Below are 17,742 nucleotides of genomic sequence, written 5' to 3' on the forward strand. Positions count from 1 at the left end.
AGGGGGTATCCCGGGTAAAAGCCGAAAATTGCCCTGGGCTGCCCAGGCGCATGGGGGCCGGGTCCTCCGACGTCAAGCGTTTCGCTTGACGCCGTGATCCGGGGCTTGGGGTGAGGGCGTTACCGGGGGCTCTTGAAACCTGGTAAGGAGCCCAGGGCAGCAATCTCAGTTTCAAAAAGAAATCACGAGATTTTCATTTGAAAGTCATATTTTATTCGTAATGAATCATCTAAACCGTATCCGATACCAACTTTCATAATTCCTCACTCCTAACTCCTCTCTTCTCTTTTAATTCTTCTTCCCTTCTTCGCCTTCTTCGCCTTCGTGGTCGAATTCTCTTCTCGGCTCCTCCGGTGCCGGCATACCAGTTCGTGGTGTTCGTGAGGTTTGTGGTTAACCCTCTTCTCCCATGTATCCGAGATTTCTCAGCTATTTCTGCTGTCGTTTGGCGAAAAAGACATGGCGGCGCAGCCAAACCCGGTAATGCTTTGGCAAGAAAGGAAAACGGCGTAAGATCAGGATAATAATTATCACCAGGAGTACTATTATCAGGATAAGCAGGATCAGGATGATTATCAAAAGGGGGGTATTGGCACAATTCGTAACCGGGCAGGCGGATGCCGGAATATACTCCTCGGTGGTTATAATCTGGACCGGCGGTACCGGTACCTGCGGGGCGGGGGGCTCCGGGACCGGTGCGGTAACCGGCGGGGCGGCGGGTGGAACGGCCGGTGTCTGCGGGACAGAAACCGGGGGCGGCGGAATAGGAGCCGATGCCGGGGGGACCGGGGCCGGTGGCTGGGCGATAACGACCGGCGTTTGCGGAGCAGGGGCAGGCGGCTGGGGGACAATGACCGGTGCTTGTGGTACAGGGGCCGGTGCTTGTGGCGCAGGGGTCGGTGCTTGCGGGACCGGGGCCGGTGCTTGCGGAGCAGGGGCCGGTGCTTGCGGGACCGGAGCCGGTGTTTGTGGCGCAGGAGCCGGTGCTTGCGGAGCAGGGGTCGGTGCTTGCGGGACCGGGGCGGGAACTACCGCAGTGGTAGCCGGGGGCGGCGGGGAAGCGGGGTGCTGAAAAGCCAGTTCCTCGATCCTTACCGGGGTCAGGCCGGTCCGGGCCATTCCTATGGCATCCCCCGTATCCCGGGAAATATCGGCGATCCGATCCGTTGTTATCGGAATACGCCCGTTAACGGTGGCCTCCACCGAGCGGTTGTTATTCAAATTAGTTACCCGCACTTTGGTATTAAAGGACAAGCTGGGATGGGATATGAAAAGTCCTGTTTTTGATGAATTATACGAAGCATTGCCTGTTTGGGATTGGGCAAAACAGAAAATCGGGAAAAATAAACCGAAAACCACGATCACCCGGAACCGTTTCATAAGGAACCCCCTGCTTATTGGGATTCTCCCCACCCTGAAGTTTTGGGAGAACCCCTGTTTCTATAAAAAAATCCAAATTCATAACCCAGGGTAATGGAAAAAATATGCCGTTTGTATTTTGTTTTGTCAGGGTCATTAATGCTTACCGTACCAAAATCTCCATTATACCGCAGATCCGAAAAAACTTCTCCGGGCCCAAATTTTATCGCCGCTTCAAATCCCAGGGTGAATCCCAGGGGCACGGAGAAGGAAGTGGAATATGACCGGACCGATCCGTCCCTGCTTTCACGGTAACGGGTGTCCCCCAGGGGTACGACAAAATACAATCCCGCCAGGGGGGAAAGCCGTACCAATCCGGGCCTGAAATTCATCCGCAGCAGTAAGGGGACCATCAGGGAAAGGGAACTGTATTTTACATTATAGATTTGGTCGTTCAAATTAAGGCCCCGGTAGACCACGGTATCCCCGGTCATGATGAGTTCAAGCTGCAGGGCAAGGAGGGGATTCAAGCGGAAAGAACCGGACACCCCCCCTTCTACCACCACGGCCTGGGCGCCGGCGGACTGCTCCCCGGGGCTGATATACCACCGCGGGGAAATGCCGAAGCGGAAGCCCAGGGTAAACCCCGGGTCCGGCCTAAGTTCGGGCGCCGGCGGTTCAATGGTAAGCTCCATGATATGGGAAAAAAGCCATTCCACCAGACCCGGCAAACTCAACATGGCATCGTTTATATCTTCGTAAATCAAATCATCGGTGTAGATCATGGTAGCACCGGCCATATCCCACAGCCATAATTGCAGATAATATTCCCCTGCCGCATTACCCGGATAAACGCCGCCGGTAAGGGCATACCGGGCGCCGGCAACTACCTCTTGGTGAGGGGGCAGGTCCGTGGGAATTTCCTCTACCGCGTCAACCACTTCCTGGGGCACCGGCTGGGGGGTATATTTCCCCAGGGCGGCCACCGACTCTATGATCCCCTGATAAAAGGGTTGAACCATATCTTTTTCTTCCCCTATCAGGGGAAGCACCGCCACCGGCAGCTTCTCCACCGTCTCCGGCCTGCCGGTATTTTCCGTGGGCCCGGTTTGGGCAAAAACCAGGACCGGAAGCAGCATTAAACCGATAATACCGTAAAAGATCATCCCCCGGGCGGAAATCCCCTGGTGCGGAAAACAACGGATCTTCATGGCTTGTTCTCCCTTTTGGTAATAAACCCCCATTCATAGCCTACGGTCAAAGACATCATGCTCCGCCGGTAGGTTTTGAGATCCCCGCTCCGCACTTCCGGTTCCCCCAGATCGATGCCATACCGGAGATCAATCAAGAGTGCGCCGGGACCTAATTCCCGTCCGACATTCAGACCGCCCAACAATCCAACCGGGGGTGAAACCCGGTATGCCCAGGATTGCTGCTTGTTATCCAGGGAATTGGTGGTTTTAAGGTTCCCCAGGGCCGCCAGAAAATAAAGGCCCAGGAAGGGGGATACCCGGAATTTACCGGGGTAAAGGTCAAACCGGGCAAAAAGGGGAAACTGCAATGAAAAAGCGGTATAGTCCTGGGAGTAACGGTCGGTTACACCGGATATACGGGTATAATTCCAATAGGAGGCGTTATCCCAGGTAAAAATCACCTCTCCCTGGATACTCAGAAACGGAAGGACCCGCAGGTTTGCCTCGAAGGCCGTATCCAGGGAAAGGGCACGGGTATCGCCCCCGGTATACACGGTATCCCCCGATGGGGTATAAAACCGCAGGGAGGGTCCAAGCCGCACACCCGCATAGAGCCATTTATCAGGCCGCTCTGTTTCCTCCGGCGCGGTCGAGGGCGGCCCCCCTTCCTCGGTGCCGAAGCGTCCGGTCTCAATCCACTCCACGGTCTCATCCTGGGCATTCGCGGCATGGGGAGTGGGGCAGCACAACAAAGCCGCAAACAACAAAACCGCCGGAACCCTTAGCCGGGAATGTCTTTTCATGGGGCCGCCTCCTTTTTTCTGCCAATCCGGAAGTAACTCATTTTTTCTCGAAGGTCCCTTTAGCCCCGATCATGTCAACCTTAATTTCATAATGGGTCCCCAAATTATAGACCGACGGGGTCCCCGTAAAGGAATTGAGGGGGAGACGGGAAAGGATCGTCGACAAGACAGTAGGGTTAGCATCAATTACCTTTTTACCGAGCCAGTCGGGTTCAAGCTGCCCTGCAAAGGAACCGCTGTTGTTCAAATGGCTCTCCAGGTCAATGACGCATATCGGCCCCGTCCCCGGCCATGAAGTGCCAAAAAGGGTTATGAAATTCTTATGGGACGCCGAATAGGCAAGGGCCACACCGTCAATCCTTACGTCCGGCGTCAGGGTAAAGCTTTGGTCCGAAGCGGTATCGTAATTCCAGACATAGATCTTGTCCGCCCGGGCATTGCCCAGCATTTCCGTGGTCCCCCGGTTGCATATCGCCTTGGAACTGCCGACCCCTTCATTGCCGGTTATCGTAGAATTACCGGATGCGGTGAACCGGGCCTGCCCCCAGTGGACAAAGACCCCGCCGCCCTGGCGGGTCGCGGTATTACCGGTGATATCGCCCCCCAGCATCTCAAAGGCCCCGTGGGCCACATAGACCCCGCCGCCGCCATGGGGGTAGGTAGTGCTGGTGGACTTGTTATTGACGATCTTTCCCCCACTCATGAGGAAGCCGTATTCTTCAAGACTGGGAACGGTACCATATACATGTCCGTTGATCAGGACACCACCCCCAGCACCCTTGGTGGTATTGTTGGAAATAGTTCCGCTGGCCAGCCAGAAGAGGGCGTTGTCCTTCACGTAGACCCCACCGCCACCGCCCATGCCGGACACATCGGGGTCCCCCTTGGCGGCGCTGGTGGCGGTATTACCGCTTATTTCACCGCCCATGAAGGTAAATTCGCTGCGAACGGGTGAGTCCGCCTTTTGTCCTTCCACATATACCCCGCCCCCGGAAGCGGCCGTGTTCCCGGTGATATTGCCTCCGGAAAACTTGACTTTGCTGTTCCCGGTGATGGAGATACCGCCGCCGTTGCCGGAGGTACTGCCCCCGGTGATGTTGATGTTCTCGAAGACGATATCCGCGCCCCCGGTAACAGAGACAACCCGCTTGCCGGACGCGCCGCGAATGGCCGCGCCGGTGGTGCTGGTGATGGTGATTTTTTTGCCGCCGGACCCGCCAATGGCAACGACACTGCCTGGATCAGTGGAAGGATCGGCGCCGGTTCCGGTTTGATTGGCAGCGGTAAGGTCGCCGAGGAGGAATATTTTGTTTATACCCGGGTTAGACGCGGCTTGTTGTACCGCATAGGCCAGGGTCTTGAATGCCCGGCCTTCTGTTTCGCCGTTGTAATAATCTGGCCAATTATCCCATCCATTAATCCCGTTCACATAATAGTACTGACCGCCCGCGCTCACCAGCGCCACATAGTCCTGGTGAGTTGTCCCGTCCTGGGCAATGACCCGGTACACCGCTTCCTTGGGGTTACCCGCGTTATTAAAGGGAATAACCGCGCCATCGGCGGAGCCTGTTGGATTCCCGGTCACCTTATCAAGGGAATATATATGGGCAGTCGGACTGCTCAGGCGGATACCCGCTATCATATTGGCTTCATTGGTTCCAAAGGGAACCTGGATAACGATGGGTATCTTCCCGTCCTGCCGGGGCTTCTGCCCGATAACCACTTTGGCGTTGGAGACATTGGTAACCCAAAAGTCCAGTATCCCAAGGTCCCTGTCCGGGCCTTCGTTGGTAATGGTCACCTGGTAGGTTTTGGCAGTACCGGTATCGGGAGTTACGGTGTAATACACATGGCCGCTGAAATTCTGCCGCACCCCCGAAAGCGGGTTCAAGGTCTTTCCGTGATACTGAATAAGGGGGGTAAGGTTTTTCAGGGACACGCCGTAGGGCAGTTTTAAGGTAATCGTATCATTGGAAATCACACCATACGAGTTGACGGTGGACGTAACGGCGCGATCCGGGTAGCCATCAATGGCAAAACGGGTAATTTCTGCGGTATCAGGCGCCACATCGACTGTGACACCGTAATCCTGGTAATTGCTGTTATTCCCGGCATACACACGATAAACTGTTGGTGTACCGGAAGAAGAAGAACCAGTAAAATCAAATGGCCCCACGGTTTGGTCTGCTGAGCCATACCACCGCGATACCCTTTTCCCAATAATCGAAATGATTGGGGTAAGAGAATTAACAGCAGTGCCATAGGGCAGCATTACCTGGATGGTATGGGTACTTTGGTCAATAATACCCGGACAAATGGCGTAACCATCGAAAAAGAAATAAGTAATCCGTGCTTCAGTCGAAGTAGTCGGCGCATCTGAAACCACCACGGTGTACTTCTGAACCGCGCCGTTTTTTGCCTGGGCGGTCCAGATCGTCGGGTTGGAAAAATCTATCTCCCCCTGGACATAGGTTGAACTGGGAACACCTGACGAGAGAGTTGCCGGCAGGGGCGACGTGATGACCGCGCCCGGAGCGGTTGTCACGCTGGGGGTTAAGGCTTTCAGGCTAGTATCGGCAGGAACCATGATCATAATCAGCCGCGTACCGTCAAGGCCCGGTTCCGACCCAATCACCGTGGTGGCGTTGGGGGTTTCCGCAAAGGTAAAGGCGGTAATAAAGGAGGCCCCTGAATCGGGGCTGGTGTTGGAGATATAGAGATCCCCGCCGCCATAGTAGAAGGGGGCGGGGGTGGTGAGGTTGGAATAGATGTGGGCAAAGTCCAGACGGCTCGCCGGTGTGGTATCCGGGTCCATGGTAACGCTCATGGTCAGGCGATACTCCCCCGGGGGAAGGATCAGGGAACCGGCCAGGTTAACCAGGGCGCTGTCCCGGTCCAAAAGCCGCATGGACCCCGGCACGGAACCGGAAGGGAACTCCAGGGGGATGATGGTCTGGGATATGGGCGTGGGCGGATCAATGAGCGACCCATTAGCGTAGGCATAGTTTTCTACCAGCAATTCCGCCTGGTAGGGCATACGGGAAAGACTGTCCCAGTTCAGGGAAAAGCTCAAGATGCCTGGCGCAGTATCCATATAGGGTTTGAGGGTGAAGCTTGCGTTGGAGATAGTCCCGGCTGATATGCCAACCGATTGCGAACCACTTGTCGCAACACGATTATCCCCCTCATAACCCCATACGGTAATAGTATAGGTTCCATCGGCCAAGGTCAGTTGCAGGGTACTGTTATAGAAGGAAATATTGGCCGGAGGAGAACCGCCGCTGAATTCCAGCTCATACCGGGTAAACTGGGGGTCCGGGGGCAGCAGGGTACGGGCAGGGGAGATGCCCACATTGACGCCGACCAGGGAAACCACCAGCAAGCCCTCACCCTCGGCCATTTCGGGGACAGGAGCCGGCGGCTCGTCCAGGGTTGTCATGGGACAGCCGCCCATAACCAGGGCAGCCACCAGCATAAGAGGAAGGATCGCCGGACTAAACCGATAATTTTTCATGTATTCCCCCTTAGTCCCGCACCGTAAAGTACACCACGTTGGTGTAATGTTTGCCATCGGCGCTCCTTGTTGCCGATGCCGTTACCTGATGCCGTCCCGGTTGAAAATCCGCGGTTTTTATGATCAGGGTGCTTTGCGTACTGGCAACGGGCTGATCAATACCGTCCACATACCAGTCGTAAGGAGCGGTATAATAGTAACTTGGACTTGAGTCCGGGAATGGATTTGTGGTTGTTATGGTTATGGTCAACAAGCCGGTATTCTCGTCAAAAGCCTCTGTGGTAAATTTGTCATCCCATACGCCTTCGTAGCGTATGGTAACTTCCGGGATTTTGGTGACTTTTACCGTATATTCCTGGGTTGAATCATCCACCGCCGTAACGGTGTAGAAACGATCGGCACTGAAATCTTTTACACCATCTGTGAAAGTATCGCTTCGCCCCGCAGGCCCGGTATTCGTATCCACCTGAGTTGGAGACCCTGGACTCGTATCACTATAGCCCATCGATTTACCAAGATAGGTGATGGTTGGCGCAAGACTGGTTATATCGACGGAATGGGGAACCTTAACCTCTATGGTATGGGTATCCTGATTGATTTGCCCCACCGCCGGAATTGATGCAAAAACAAAGCCGGTGATGATCTTGGCGCCGTTCCCCGAAACATGGACCGAAACCGCGTAATCCTTATAGCTGCCGTCTTCCGCAGTTACCCTATAGATTTGGGGGCTCCCAAAATGCCGGGGGCTGTCACTAAAAGGTTTCGCGGTCTCCGCCGATCCCCCCGGCGGGGTGATGGAAACGCCGGTATGGGTTATCGTGGGACGCAGGGCGCTGATATCCGTCTGCTCTGAAACCGTTATCGAAATAGGTATATGCCCGTCGGAATCGGGAATCGCGCCGATTACCGTCTCTATAACCCCGGCCCCGGGAAGGGAAAGGGCGGTGATTTCCTTGGTGCTTGCCGGTCTGGGCCTTACCCGCACCGTATAGGGCTGGGCCGTACCGTTCCGGGCGGTAACCGTGTAAAACACCGGGGAGCTAAAATTGACCGCCCTGCCGGAAACCGGGTCCAGGGAGACCCCGGTATAGTAAACCGTCGGGATCAGACTGCTCAGGTTTGTTCCCGCGGGGACCGTTACATCGATGGTCTTGGCGGCCTCATCTATAAGCCCCGCCGCAGAGGGGTTGGTAAAGTAAAAACCGGTGATCTGCTTGTCATTGACGTCCCCCGGGGTGTTCACGGTGCCCAAGTAGACCGTTACCTCATAATCCTTGGTACTGCCGTCTTCCGCCGTGACCGTATAGGTTTGGGGACCGGTAAACTCAACCGTACTGGCGCCATTTATAAGACGGGGAGTACTAAAATCGGTGGTGGGACGGATATCCGAGATAGCGGCGCCAATAATCGCGGCCCCCTTATAGGTGACTTTTGGGGTTAAGGTCAAAGATGCCGTAGCGGGGACCGTCGCCACAATGGGGATCTTCCCATTCTGGGGAGCCGCGCTTATCATCACCTGCCCTGAATTTTCATATCCCGCAAAGGAAAAAGCCGTTATCTCCTTTACATCGGACTTATCCACGATGACCGTCACCTGGTACTCCTTGGTGGTACTGTTGTCCGCCGAAGTTACCGTATAGATCACGGGGTTGGAAAAATTGCTGGTTAATTCCGCCGCTATTTTCGAATCACTATTACCTTGATCATCCGAAACAGATTTACCGGTTTCCGCTATTTTTGCCCGGAGCTTTGTCAGGCTCGTCCCGCTGGGCACATGGACGATTATTTCCCCGGGTATGCCGGCCGCGGGAGGCTGGTTTACCACCCCTTCCGCGGGGCTGTTGGGTCTATTGGGAAGCTCCAGATCGAACCACACAATCTCGGCGGATTGCGGAGTTTTTACCGAGACTTCTACCACATATTTCCGGGTTGAACCATCCGCCGCAGTAACCGTATACTCCACGGGGCTTGAAAAATCCTTCTGCGCCCCGGATGGGGGGCTCAAGGTCTTGCCGTTAAAACTTATTGTTGGGGTAAAATTATGAACATCGGTACCGGCGGGTACGATGGCCTTGATAGGGGTATATCCGGCCGTATTCAAATCAAGCCGTATCGAAACCAGTTCGTCAGCCGGCGGCAAACCAAAAGAAAAAGCGGTTATCTCCTTATCGGAGTCCAACGCAACCAGTGAAGGAGGACCTCCACTGCTGCTACCGCCGCCGCCACTACTACCCCCCCCCCCCCCCGCACCGGAGCCTTCACCACCGGGGGTTTCAATCCATTTAAGCATTGGGCTAGTACAAGCGACAAAAACCAACGGGATCATCATAAATATATATTTTTTCATCTAGCGGCCCTCTTAACAAAATTGCTTACTTCTTATCCCGTACTCCTCAAAATGTTGCTTTCATTTGTAATTATTATACTTTTTTTTGTAATGTCAAGGTTTTTGGCGTTTTTTTTTGAAAATTTGTATAATTTTTCGCTTTTTTTTAGTAGATCCTTGCTATTGGTTAAAAAATGAAGCATAGGATTAAGCTCAAAGGCACAGAAGACGAAGAATTTAACCACGAAGAAGAAATTTAACCACGAACCACACAAACCTCACGAACAAAGAAAAGAATTCAAGGATTAATTCCGGAATATCGAAGTAAAAGTTCGTGGTGTTCGTGTCGTTCGTGGTTAATCCTATTCTTCCTGCGTAACATGAGTTAATTATTCCCCTGTCCGGGAATATACGGTCCTTGGAGTTTTGCCGTGATCGGGCTATACTGGCAGGAAAGGAGGCTCCGGTGATTCTCTACGATCCTGCCCTTACCATGAATTTTCAGGATTACGGCATCATGCTGCCCATTGCGCCGGATCGGGCCGGACGGGTGGTGGAATTTCTGGAGGGCGGCGATGGAGGGGCCTTTTCCGGTTTTCCCGGCCCGGTCCTGGATATTCCCGGGGCCCGGGGCCTGCCGGCAATGAAGGGGCTTGGGGGCTGCCCTGGCCTGGACCGGCGGGATCTGGAACGGGTTCATCAGGGGGAATTTATTACCGGCCTTTACGGCGCAGGGCTCTTGGGGGCCCTCTTAAACGCCTACGAGCTTATCGATTCCCAGGGCAGGCCCCACCGGTATGAGCCGGACCGGGCGGTAAAACCCCTTACCGGTCTTTTTGAAACCATCCTGAACCAGGTGGGGGGAACGTACCTGGCCTGCCGGCTGGCCATAGGACGGCCGGACCCGGCCGGGGCGCCGGGGTTCTGCTATTACCTGGGGGGCGGCATGCACCACGCCCGGTACGACTCGGGGGCGGGGTTCTGCCTGGTCAACGATATCGTGATCGCCGCCCGGAAACTTCACGCCGAGGGCCTTGCCCGGCTTATCTGGGTAGTGGACGTGGACGCCCATAAGGGCTGCGGCACCGCGGAGCTGGTGTCGTTTTCCCGGGCACGGGGGGAACTGGGCCTGGAATCCGGCAAGGACCGGGGGGAGATCCTCACCCTTTCGGTCCAAATGGCTGCGGGCTGGCCCCTGGACGAGGAAACCCTCCGGGGGGCCCTTCCGGGTCGGGCTCCTTTACTCCCCTCGGATGTGGAAATTCCCCTGGCCGCGGGGGATGAGGCGGCCTATATACCGGAACTTGAACAGGGGCTTGATAAGCTGGAAAAGCTCTCCGGCGGCCAAAAACCGGACCTGGCCATCGTGGTGGATGGGGCCGATCCCTATGAACACGACGGCCTCCCCTCCAGCGCCCTCCTCAAATTAACCCTGGACCAGTGTGTTGCCCGGGATTGGTCGATCTATACCTTTTTGCGGGCCCGGTCTATTCCTTCGGCCTGGATCATGGCCGGCGGATACGGGGACCGGGCCTGGGAGCCGGCGGCGTTCTTTTTGCGTTCGCTGAAAGAAGGCGAAGAAATTTAACCACAAACCACACGAACCTCACGAACAGGGAAGAGAATTCAGGGATATCGAAGTAAAAGTTCCTGGTTAATTTAAGCTGAGAATTTAACCATGAAGGCGAAGAAATTTAACCACGAACCACACGAACCTCACGAACTTTTCATTTGAAAGTCATGTTTTTTTACTCGTAATGAATCATCTAAACCGTACCCGATACCACCTTTCATAATTCCTCACTTCTAACTCCTCCCTCATCCCGATCTTCCTCTTTGTTCGTGGTGTTCGTGCGGTTCGTGGTTAATTATTCCCCCTGTCCGTGCGGTTCGTGATTTTATCCGCATTTTTAGTCCAAACTTTCGAATGAAGAATTTGTTAGGCGGGACGGCCTTCACATTAGTGATTTTTGACGGCTTGAGCCACTGCCCGGGCCAGTTGGTCGGCGCAGGAGGTTTCCCGGCGGCCGCAGCGGACCCCTTTTAGGCGTTTTATCAGTTCTTCGGCCTCCATACCCTCCACCAAAATGCCGAGAGCTTTTAAGTTTCCATCGCAGCCGTCTTCGAATGAAAGGGAATGGATCCGGTTGTCCTGCAGGTCAAACCGTATTTTGGTGGAACAGGTCCCATGGGTTTTATATTCAAACATACCGTGTCTTATGACCCCAACAAACGGGCCTTCTCCTTTGCCTCAGGGATCCACCTTCGAAGATCCCCGATACGACGGGTATCCGAGGGGTGGGTGCTGAGAAATTCAGGGGGATTCCCCCCGGACTGGGAGCTCATCCGTTCCCAAAAGGGGACGGATTCCTCCGGATCATACCCGGCGATGGCCATGAGGATAAGCCCAATATGGTCAGCTTCGCTTTCATGGCTTCGGCTGAAGGGCAGGACGCCGAAAAGTTCGGACCCCGCCCCATAGGCGGTCATGGCAAGCTGCTGGGTTTGGGGGCTTTTTTCAGAAGTCACGATACTAAGGCCCACCGCTCCAAGCTCCTGGAGTACCCCGGCGCTCATGCGCTGCTGGCCGTGGTTGAGCAGGGCATGGGCTACCTCATGGCCCATAACCGTAGCCAACCCCGCTTCGGTCAGGGTTATGGGGAGTATCCCCGTATACACCACAATCTTTCCCCCGGGCATACACCAGGCATTAACCGTATCTTCCAAGATCAATTTATATTCCCACTGATAATCACTAAGATAATCACCCCGGCCCTCCGAGGCAAGCCATTTTTCCGCGGCCCCCCGGATCCTGGCCCCCACCTGTTCCACGAGCCGCGCCTCGGCCGTCCCGGATACAACGGTATTTTCCTTGAGGAATTCATCGTATTGCTGGAAAGAAGACGCGAGCAGCTCATTATTACTAACCAGGGCCATGGTACTTTTCCCCGTCAGAGGATTTGTAACGCATCCCGAAAAGAGCAAAAGGATAAAAGCCGGCAGCCACTGTTTTCTCATAGTCCCCTCCATTTATGAACCAACCCCTATGGACCAGGCATAGGTCTCTATTGCCTATATTGTATATGTTTTGTATTATTCTACATGAATTTCGCTTAATTGCAAGGGCGGAAACAAGGCCCCTGCCTTAAAATAAGGCCCTATAGCTCAATGGATAGAGCCCCGGTCTTCTAAACCGACTATACAGGTTCGATTCCTGTTAGGGTCAACCCTGCGGCTTTCCCGAATCCACCGGGTTTTGGGAAAGCCGCTCGCTTAGGGCCAGCATATATAAATTACGTTTTATTTTTTAGATGGCCAGCGCTTTCTTCTGCTTCTTAATATACCCGCCCTGGGCGGCGGTCATGTTGGCAAACCGTTGTTTGAGCAGGGTTTTTTCTATGGAGTCTATGCCGGGGGCGCGAAGTATGTTTCGCAGCCGGGTTTTGTGGGCGATACAGGCAATATGAAAAGAATCCTTGGGGAAGCCGCTTATGCGGTATGTTCCTCTATGGGGAAAGGCTTTATCTGCGGTTTTATACCCTGACTCCTCGACCGCTTGGAGGGCAAGGAAGGCATCGTCAAAGCTCTGAATGGCTTGGGTAAGACTGCTGAGGGTGTCTTTGTCGGTTTCGCCGCAAAATTGGAGTTCCTGGGATAGGAAAGTATACTCGGCAAGGATAAGGGTTTGGGGGTCCACGGTGATTTGGGCTTCCTCGAAGGCCGATAATGCCGCAATGATGCCTTTCTCGTAGGAAATTCGCCCCTCTTGCTCCTTTCCCCTGATAGCAAAGCCCTTGCGGCCTACATCTATGTTTGCGGCTGCCCGGAAAATACTATTTACTAAGCCAATCTGATCCAAATACCGCCTCTGCTTCCGACAAATTCCAGCCGCTGTTTAGAACAAAATCAAGCCCTATTTTCTCTTTCGCTATTTTAACAAGATACGGAGGCATGGGGAGCGTATTCATCAGGCGTTCATACCCGACATTATCTCCGGCTTCTTTTAAGGCGAGAGCCTTATTTGATAAGGTAAGTTTTTCGTCAAGGGTCATGGTTTGAGCTTACCGCCATACTCCTTATGATGAGTATATCGGCTTTTGAGCGGATTGACAATGGTAATGACGACTGGGGCGGCAATGCTCAGTCTCAACAAAGGACTGGAAAAACCTACATAAATGTAATATCATAGCGCTATGGAATCTCTGACGGTTGAGACGGTCCCGCGGGATCAGAAGCAGACGGAATTGGAGCTGCTGTTTGATATTGCCCGGACCCTGGATAAGCATGTGGAGCTCCGAAGCGCCCTGGGGCCTGTTTTGAGCCTGCTGGACATACGGGCGGGACTGAGCTGGGGCATGGTTACCCTGCTGGATCGGGGCAGCGGGCTGCTGAAGATTGAAGAGGCCTATGGGCTTACCCAGGAGGAAAAGGCCCGGGGGATCTATCGTCTGGGAGAGGGGCTGGTGGGCCGGGTTTTTGAGTCGGGGATCGCGATCACCGTGCCGGATCTTTCCAAGGACAGCCATTTCCTCAACCGGGCAAAGAGCCGGACCAAGGATGATCTGGCGGGACTTACCTATTATTGTGTGCCTATCCGTTCCGGGGGCAGCATTATCGGCACCCTCAGCGCGGAACGCCGCATCCGGGGGGATCATCCCGAAGACCAGATGGCCGGGGACCGGTCCTTTTTGGAGCAGGTTTCCGCCATCATAGCGGACAGCGCCAAACTCCGGGAACGGATCCTGGAAGAACAGTTCCGGATCCGGGTGAAGGAATCCTTTGACGTTCCCGGCGAGGAACGGGGGGCGAAGATCTCCGGGGGGCGGATCGCGCCGGGGAGCGCCATCATCGGTACCAGCAAAAAGATGCGGAGCCTCCACGAGATGCTTACCCAGGTGGCGCCCAGCGACGCCACGGTGCTTATCACCGGGGAAAGCGGTACCGGCAAGGAACTGGTGGCCGCGGAGCTGCACCGGCTTTCCAAGCGGGCCGGGGAGGTCCTGATCAAGATCAACTGCGCGGCCCTTCCCGAATCGATCATCGAAAGCGAGCTTTTTGGCCACGAAAAAGGGGCCTTTACCGGGGCGGTGAGCCAGCGCAAGGGCCGGTTCGAGCTTGCCCACCGGGGGACCATTTTTCTGGACGAAATCGGGGAACTCTCCCCCCGGATACAGGTAAAACTCCTCAGGGTGCTGCAGGAGCGGGAGCTGGAACGGGTGGGGGGGGTATCCACCATCAAGGTGGATGTCCGGCTTATCGCCGCGACCAACCGGAATTTGGAGGGGGCGGTGGCCGCGGGCCAGTTCCGGGAAGACCTCTATTACCGGCTCAATGTTTTTCCCCTGCATATACCCCCGTTGCGGGAGCGGAAAAGCGACATTGTCCTGCTGGCGGATCACTTCGCGGAAAAATACGCCGAGAAAAACGGTAAACTCATCAAACGGATCTCGACCCCCGCCATCGACCTTTTAACCAGTTATTCCTGGCCCGGAAATGTCCGGGAACTGGAGAACTGCATTGAGCGGGCGGTGATCCTCTCCACGGACATGGTGATCCACTCCTATAACCTTCCCCCCAGCCTGCAATCCGCGGTTTCGACCCATACGGAGCCGACCACCACCCTGGAGGCGGCCCTCTCCCGGCTTGAAAAGGAGCTTATCGTGGAGGCATTGAAGATCAACGGGGGCACTATGGCTGCCGCGGCCCGTCAGTTGGGCATCACCGACCGGCAGATGGGACTGCGGGTTCACCACTATGGGATAAACTGGCACCTCTATAGAAATACAAAAATGTAGGAATGCCATTTTCGGCCTACATTTCTGTAGGAAATTTTCGCCCATTTTTGCTGAAAAATGAAAAGCCGGGGGATCCGGCTTCAAAATCAGGCCCGTTGCAACCGCTTGGGGGAAACCAAAACGTGAATTCCCTACTCAAAATCCGGCTGTTTCCCCTTCCGGTTCCTTTTTTCCGCCAAAATCAATAAAAAACCGCTGTTTTTTTCCCTCCTGAAAAAAAAACGCTGTTTTATCAGCATACTTGGCACGGTTTCTGCTAGATACATTGAAACAACTTATTGAGGAGGACAGAAAAGTGCGAAAGAAAATTGTTGTTTTGGCGATCATTCTTCTGTGTGTGGGGGGGACCCTTTTTGCTCAGGAAGAGTTTTCTCTAAATGACGCCATGGATATGGTCTGGTTATTCCTGGGGGCATCCCTGGTATTTATCATGCAGGCGGGTTTTGCTATGGTAGAAACCGGCCTGACCCGGGCAAAAAACGCTACCAATATCGTCATGAAGAACCTGATGGACTTCTGCTTCGGCGCCATTGTGTACTGGGCAATCGGCTGGGGGTTCATGTACGGGACCGACGCCCTGGGAGGCCTTATCGGTACTTCCGATTTCTTCAAGGGCCCCATGGGGGATCCCTCTTTTTACCGGGACTGGTTTTTCCAGGTGGTTTTCGCGGCTACGGCGGCAACCATTGTGTCCGGGGCCATGGCGGAACGGACCCAGTTTAAATCCTATTTGATCTACACCTGTTTCATCTCGGCGATAATCTATCCCATCTCCGGGCACTGGATCTGGGGCGGCGGCTGGCTGGCGAATCTTGGGTTCCACGATTTTGCCGGTTCCACGGTGGTCCACTCCGTAGGCGGCTGGGCGGCGCTGATGGGCGCCTTGGTCCTCGGTCCCCGGCAGGGGAAATACGTCAAGGGACCGGACGGGGTCATAGCGATCAGAGCCTTCCCGGGACACAATATCCCCCTGGCCATGCTGGGGGTATTCCTCCTCTGGTTCGGCTGGTACGGGTTTAACGGGGCTTCCACCCTTTCGGGAACCAGTCCTGATATTGCCCGGGTCTGCGTTACCACCACCCTGGCGGCATCCGCCGGAGCTATCGGCGCCCTGATCTTCTCCTGGCTCTGGTTCAAAAAGCCCGACGCCTCCATGACCATGAACGGCGCCCTGGCGGGTCTGGTGGCCATTACCGCCCCCTGCGGAGTGGTTTCTCCCGGCGCTTCTATTGTCATCGGCCTTATCGGCGGGGTGCTGGTGGTCCTTTCGGTGGAATTTATCGACAAGGTCCTCAAAATCGACGATCCCGTGGGCGCTTCCTCGGTACACCTTACCTGCGGTATCTGGGGGACCCTGGCGGTCGGTATCTGGGGTAATGTGGAAGGTACCGCGGTGGGGCTGCTCCACGGCGGCGGATTCGGTCAGCTTGGGGTTCAGGCCCTGGGAATTATCTCGGTTGGCGCCTGGGCGGCCCTTACGAGCCTTATCCTCTTTTTAGTGATCAAGGCTATTACGGGTCTGCGGGTCAGTCCCAAGGAAGAGCTGGTGGGTCTCGATATAAGCGAGCACAAGGCCGAAGCCTATACAGGTTTCCAGATATTTAGCAACATGTAAGGAGGCAGAACATGAAACTGATTATTGCGTATATCCAGCCTCATGTGTTGAATGAGGTTAAACAGGAACTTTATAAGGCCGAAGTTTACAAGATTTCGGTAACCAACGCCATGGGGTGCGGTCAGCAAAAGGGTTATACCGAACAATACCGGGGCGTTGAGATTGAAGTGAACCTGTTGAAAAAAGTCCGGGTGGAAATTGCGGTAAACGATAACTTTGTGAAACCCACCATCGACGCTATTATCCGGGGCGCCCGGAGCGGCGAAATTGGGGACGGCAAGATCTTCGTGCTTCCCATTGAGGAATGTATCAGGATCAGAACCGGCGAAACCGGGTCAGTGGCGATTGGCTAAGACCAGCGGGGACAGATAAAAACACAAGGTAAAAATACCAGGTAAAAATTAAGCGGCGCGGCTCAGGCTGTGCCGCTTTTTATTTCCCTGGCCGGGAGTTTAGGGCTGGGCTCGGCAAGCCCGGCGGGGAATTACGCCCCGCCCGCTGACCTGTAGAGTCCGCGTCCACAGCCCGTAAACGGTCTGTTACCGCGGGGAATTCCAGAGACGCGGGCGGGGCGTAATTCCCCGCCGGGCTTCGCCGGCACAGACCTAAACTGGCGGGGGGGTAAGCGGGGTTTCCGACTGAATGTGGGGGGGCTTTACGACTATTTTGTAATTCCCGCCGGGCTTCGCCGGCATGGGGGGTAAGAGGCCTTATGTGCCTTTGAGGTTAAATTTCAGAAGAGGCCATTTATACAAAAAATATGGCTGTCTCTTTCTCTCCTAACTCCTCATTCCTAACTCTTCTCCTCTCTTCGTTCGTGTTGGTTCGTGGTTACCCCTCTTAATTCCTTTCTCCCCTCTTCGTTCGTGTGGTTCGTGTGGTTCGTGGTTACCCCTCTTAATTCTTAATTATGTGTCCTACCGGGTCACCGCAAAGGTAGTCCATCCCCCAAGGGCCAGGATGAGGCCGGCGATAAAGCCGTATTTGTAGATGCGGGTTTGGCGTTCAAGGCTGGCTATCCGCAGTTCCACTCCGGTCCTGTAGGTTGCCCAGGATTGTTCCAAGCTCATCAAGGAGGTCTCGGCTTGCTTCAAGGCTGTCCTGAGCTCGTTCAATTCCTGCTCCGAGTTCAGCGCT

At 54.8% G+C, this 17,742-nt stretch carries 14 protein-coding genes and 1 tRNA gene; 5 read left to right on the plus strand and 10 right to left on the minus strand.

Features of this window, described 5'->3' with window-relative positions:
* Positions 1-429: 429 nt before the first annotated feature.
* From LQZ21_RS09795 to LQZ21_RS09815, 5 genes are read right to left on the minus strand one after another with little or no spacing between them, the layout of a single operon-like run.
* Positions 430-1,380, minus strand: a complete 951-nt coding sequence (locus tag LQZ21_RS09795) for a hypothetical protein (RefSeq protein ID WP_411044150.1) — start codon at positions 1,378-1,380, stop codon at positions 430-432.
* A 14-nt stretch (positions 1,381-1,394) separates the two neighbouring features.
* Positions 1,395-2,570, minus strand: a complete 1,176-nt coding sequence (locus LQZ21_RS09800; RefSeq protein ID WP_411044151.1) for a porin family protein — start codon at positions 2,568-2,570, stop codon at positions 1,395-1,397.
* Positions 2,567-3,355, minus strand: a complete 789-nt coding sequence (locus tag LQZ21_RS09805) for a hypothetical protein (RefSeq protein ID WP_411044152.1) — start codon at positions 3,353-3,355, stop codon at positions 2,567-2,569. The genes LQZ21_RS09800 and LQZ21_RS09805 overlap by 4 nt, the downstream gene beginning before the upstream one ends.
* 37 nt (positions 3,356-3,392) lie before the next feature.
* The gene (locus tag LQZ21_RS09810; protein ID WP_411044153.1) at positions 3,393-6,869 is read right to left on the minus strand and encodes a hypothetical protein; all 3,477 of its coding nucleotides are present in this window, start codon (positions 6,867-6,869) and stop codon (positions 3,393-3,395) included.
* Between the two features lie 10 nt (positions 6,870-6,879).
* Positions 6,880-9,159, minus strand: a complete 2,280-nt coding sequence (locus tag LQZ21_RS09815; protein ID WP_411044154.1) for a DUF5018 domain-containing protein — start codon at positions 9,157-9,159, stop codon at positions 6,880-6,882.
* A 502-nt stretch (positions 9,160-9,661) separates the two neighbouring features.
* Here LQZ21_RS09815 and LQZ21_RS09820 point away from each other — a divergent pair.
* Positions 9,662-10,783: an arginase family protein gene (locus tag LQZ21_RS09820; protein WP_411044155.1), complete on the plus strand. Its 1,122-nt coding sequence runs from the start codon at positions 9,662-9,664 to the stop codon at positions 10,781-10,783.
* Positions 10,784-11,155: 372 nt separating this feature from the next.
* Here the strand turns inward: LQZ21_RS09820 and LQZ21_RS09825 are convergent, their stop codons facing one another.
* Positions 11,156-11,404 (minus strand): TIGR03905 family TSCPD domain-containing protein, encoded by a 249-nt coding sequence (locus LQZ21_RS09825; protein ID WP_411044156.1) that lies wholly within the window; start codon positions 11,402-11,404, stop codon positions 11,156-11,158.
* A gap of 8 nt (positions 11,405-11,412) precedes the next feature.
* Complete coding sequence (locus tag LQZ21_RS09830; protein ID WP_411044157.1) at positions 11,413-12,213, minus strand: M48 family metallopeptidase; 801 nt, start codon at positions 12,211-12,213, stop codon at positions 11,413-11,415.
* 136 nt (positions 12,214-12,349) lie between these two features.
* Here LQZ21_RS09830 and LQZ21_RS09835 point away from each other — a divergent pair.
* Positions 12,350-12,421, plus strand: a tRNA-Arg gene (locus LQZ21_RS09835).
* 81 nt (positions 12,422-12,502) lie between these two features.
* Here the strand turns inward: LQZ21_RS09835 and LQZ21_RS09840 are convergent.
* Positions 12,503-13,054 carry a hypothetical protein gene (locus tag LQZ21_RS09840; protein ID WP_411044158.1) on the minus strand — a complete coding sequence of 184 codons (552 nt, stop codon included), beginning with the start codon at positions 13,052-13,054 and terminating at the stop codon, positions 12,503-12,505.
* On the minus strand, positions 13,029-13,247 hold the full coding sequence (locus LQZ21_RS09845; RefSeq protein ID WP_411044159.1) for a hypothetical protein: 219 nt from the start codon (positions 13,245-13,247) through the stop codon (positions 13,029-13,031). The genes LQZ21_RS09840 and LQZ21_RS09845 overlap by 26 nt, the downstream gene beginning before the upstream one ends.
* Positions 13,248-13,388: 141 nt before the next feature.
* Between LQZ21_RS09845 and LQZ21_RS09850 the strand changes: the two genes are divergently transcribed.
* The 3 genes from LQZ21_RS09850 (at position 13,389) to LQZ21_RS09860 (ending at position 16,958) form a co-directional block, all read left to right on the plus strand.
* Positions 13,389-14,990, plus strand: a complete 1,602-nt coding sequence (locus tag LQZ21_RS09850; RefSeq protein WP_411044160.1) for a sigma 54-interacting transcriptional regulator — start codon at positions 13,389-13,391, stop codon at positions 14,988-14,990.
* Between the two features lie 295 nt (positions 14,991-15,285).
* Entirely contained in the window at positions 15,286-16,605 is a 1,320-nt protein-coding gene (locus tag LQZ21_RS09855; protein WP_411044161.1) for an ammonium transporter, read from the plus strand.
* Positions 16,606-16,616: 11 nt separating this feature from the next.
* Positions 16,617-16,958 carry a P-II family nitrogen regulator gene (locus LQZ21_RS09860; RefSeq protein WP_411044162.1) on the plus strand — a complete coding sequence of 114 codons (342 nt, stop codon included), beginning with the start codon at positions 16,617-16,619 and terminating at the stop codon, positions 16,956-16,958.
* Positions 16,959-17,522: 564 nt separating this feature from the next.
* Here LQZ21_RS09860 and LQZ21_RS09865 read toward each other — a convergent pair.
* Positions 17,523-17,742 (minus strand): hypothetical protein (locus LQZ21_RS09865; protein WP_411044163.1); only part of this gene is annotated, 220 nt, incomplete at its 5' end.

Origin of the sequence: Treponema sp. TIM-1, from assembly GCF_046533115.1 — a bacterium.
Lineage (GTDB): Bacteria > Spirochaetota > Spirochaetia > Treponematales > Breznakiellaceae > JAIRMO01.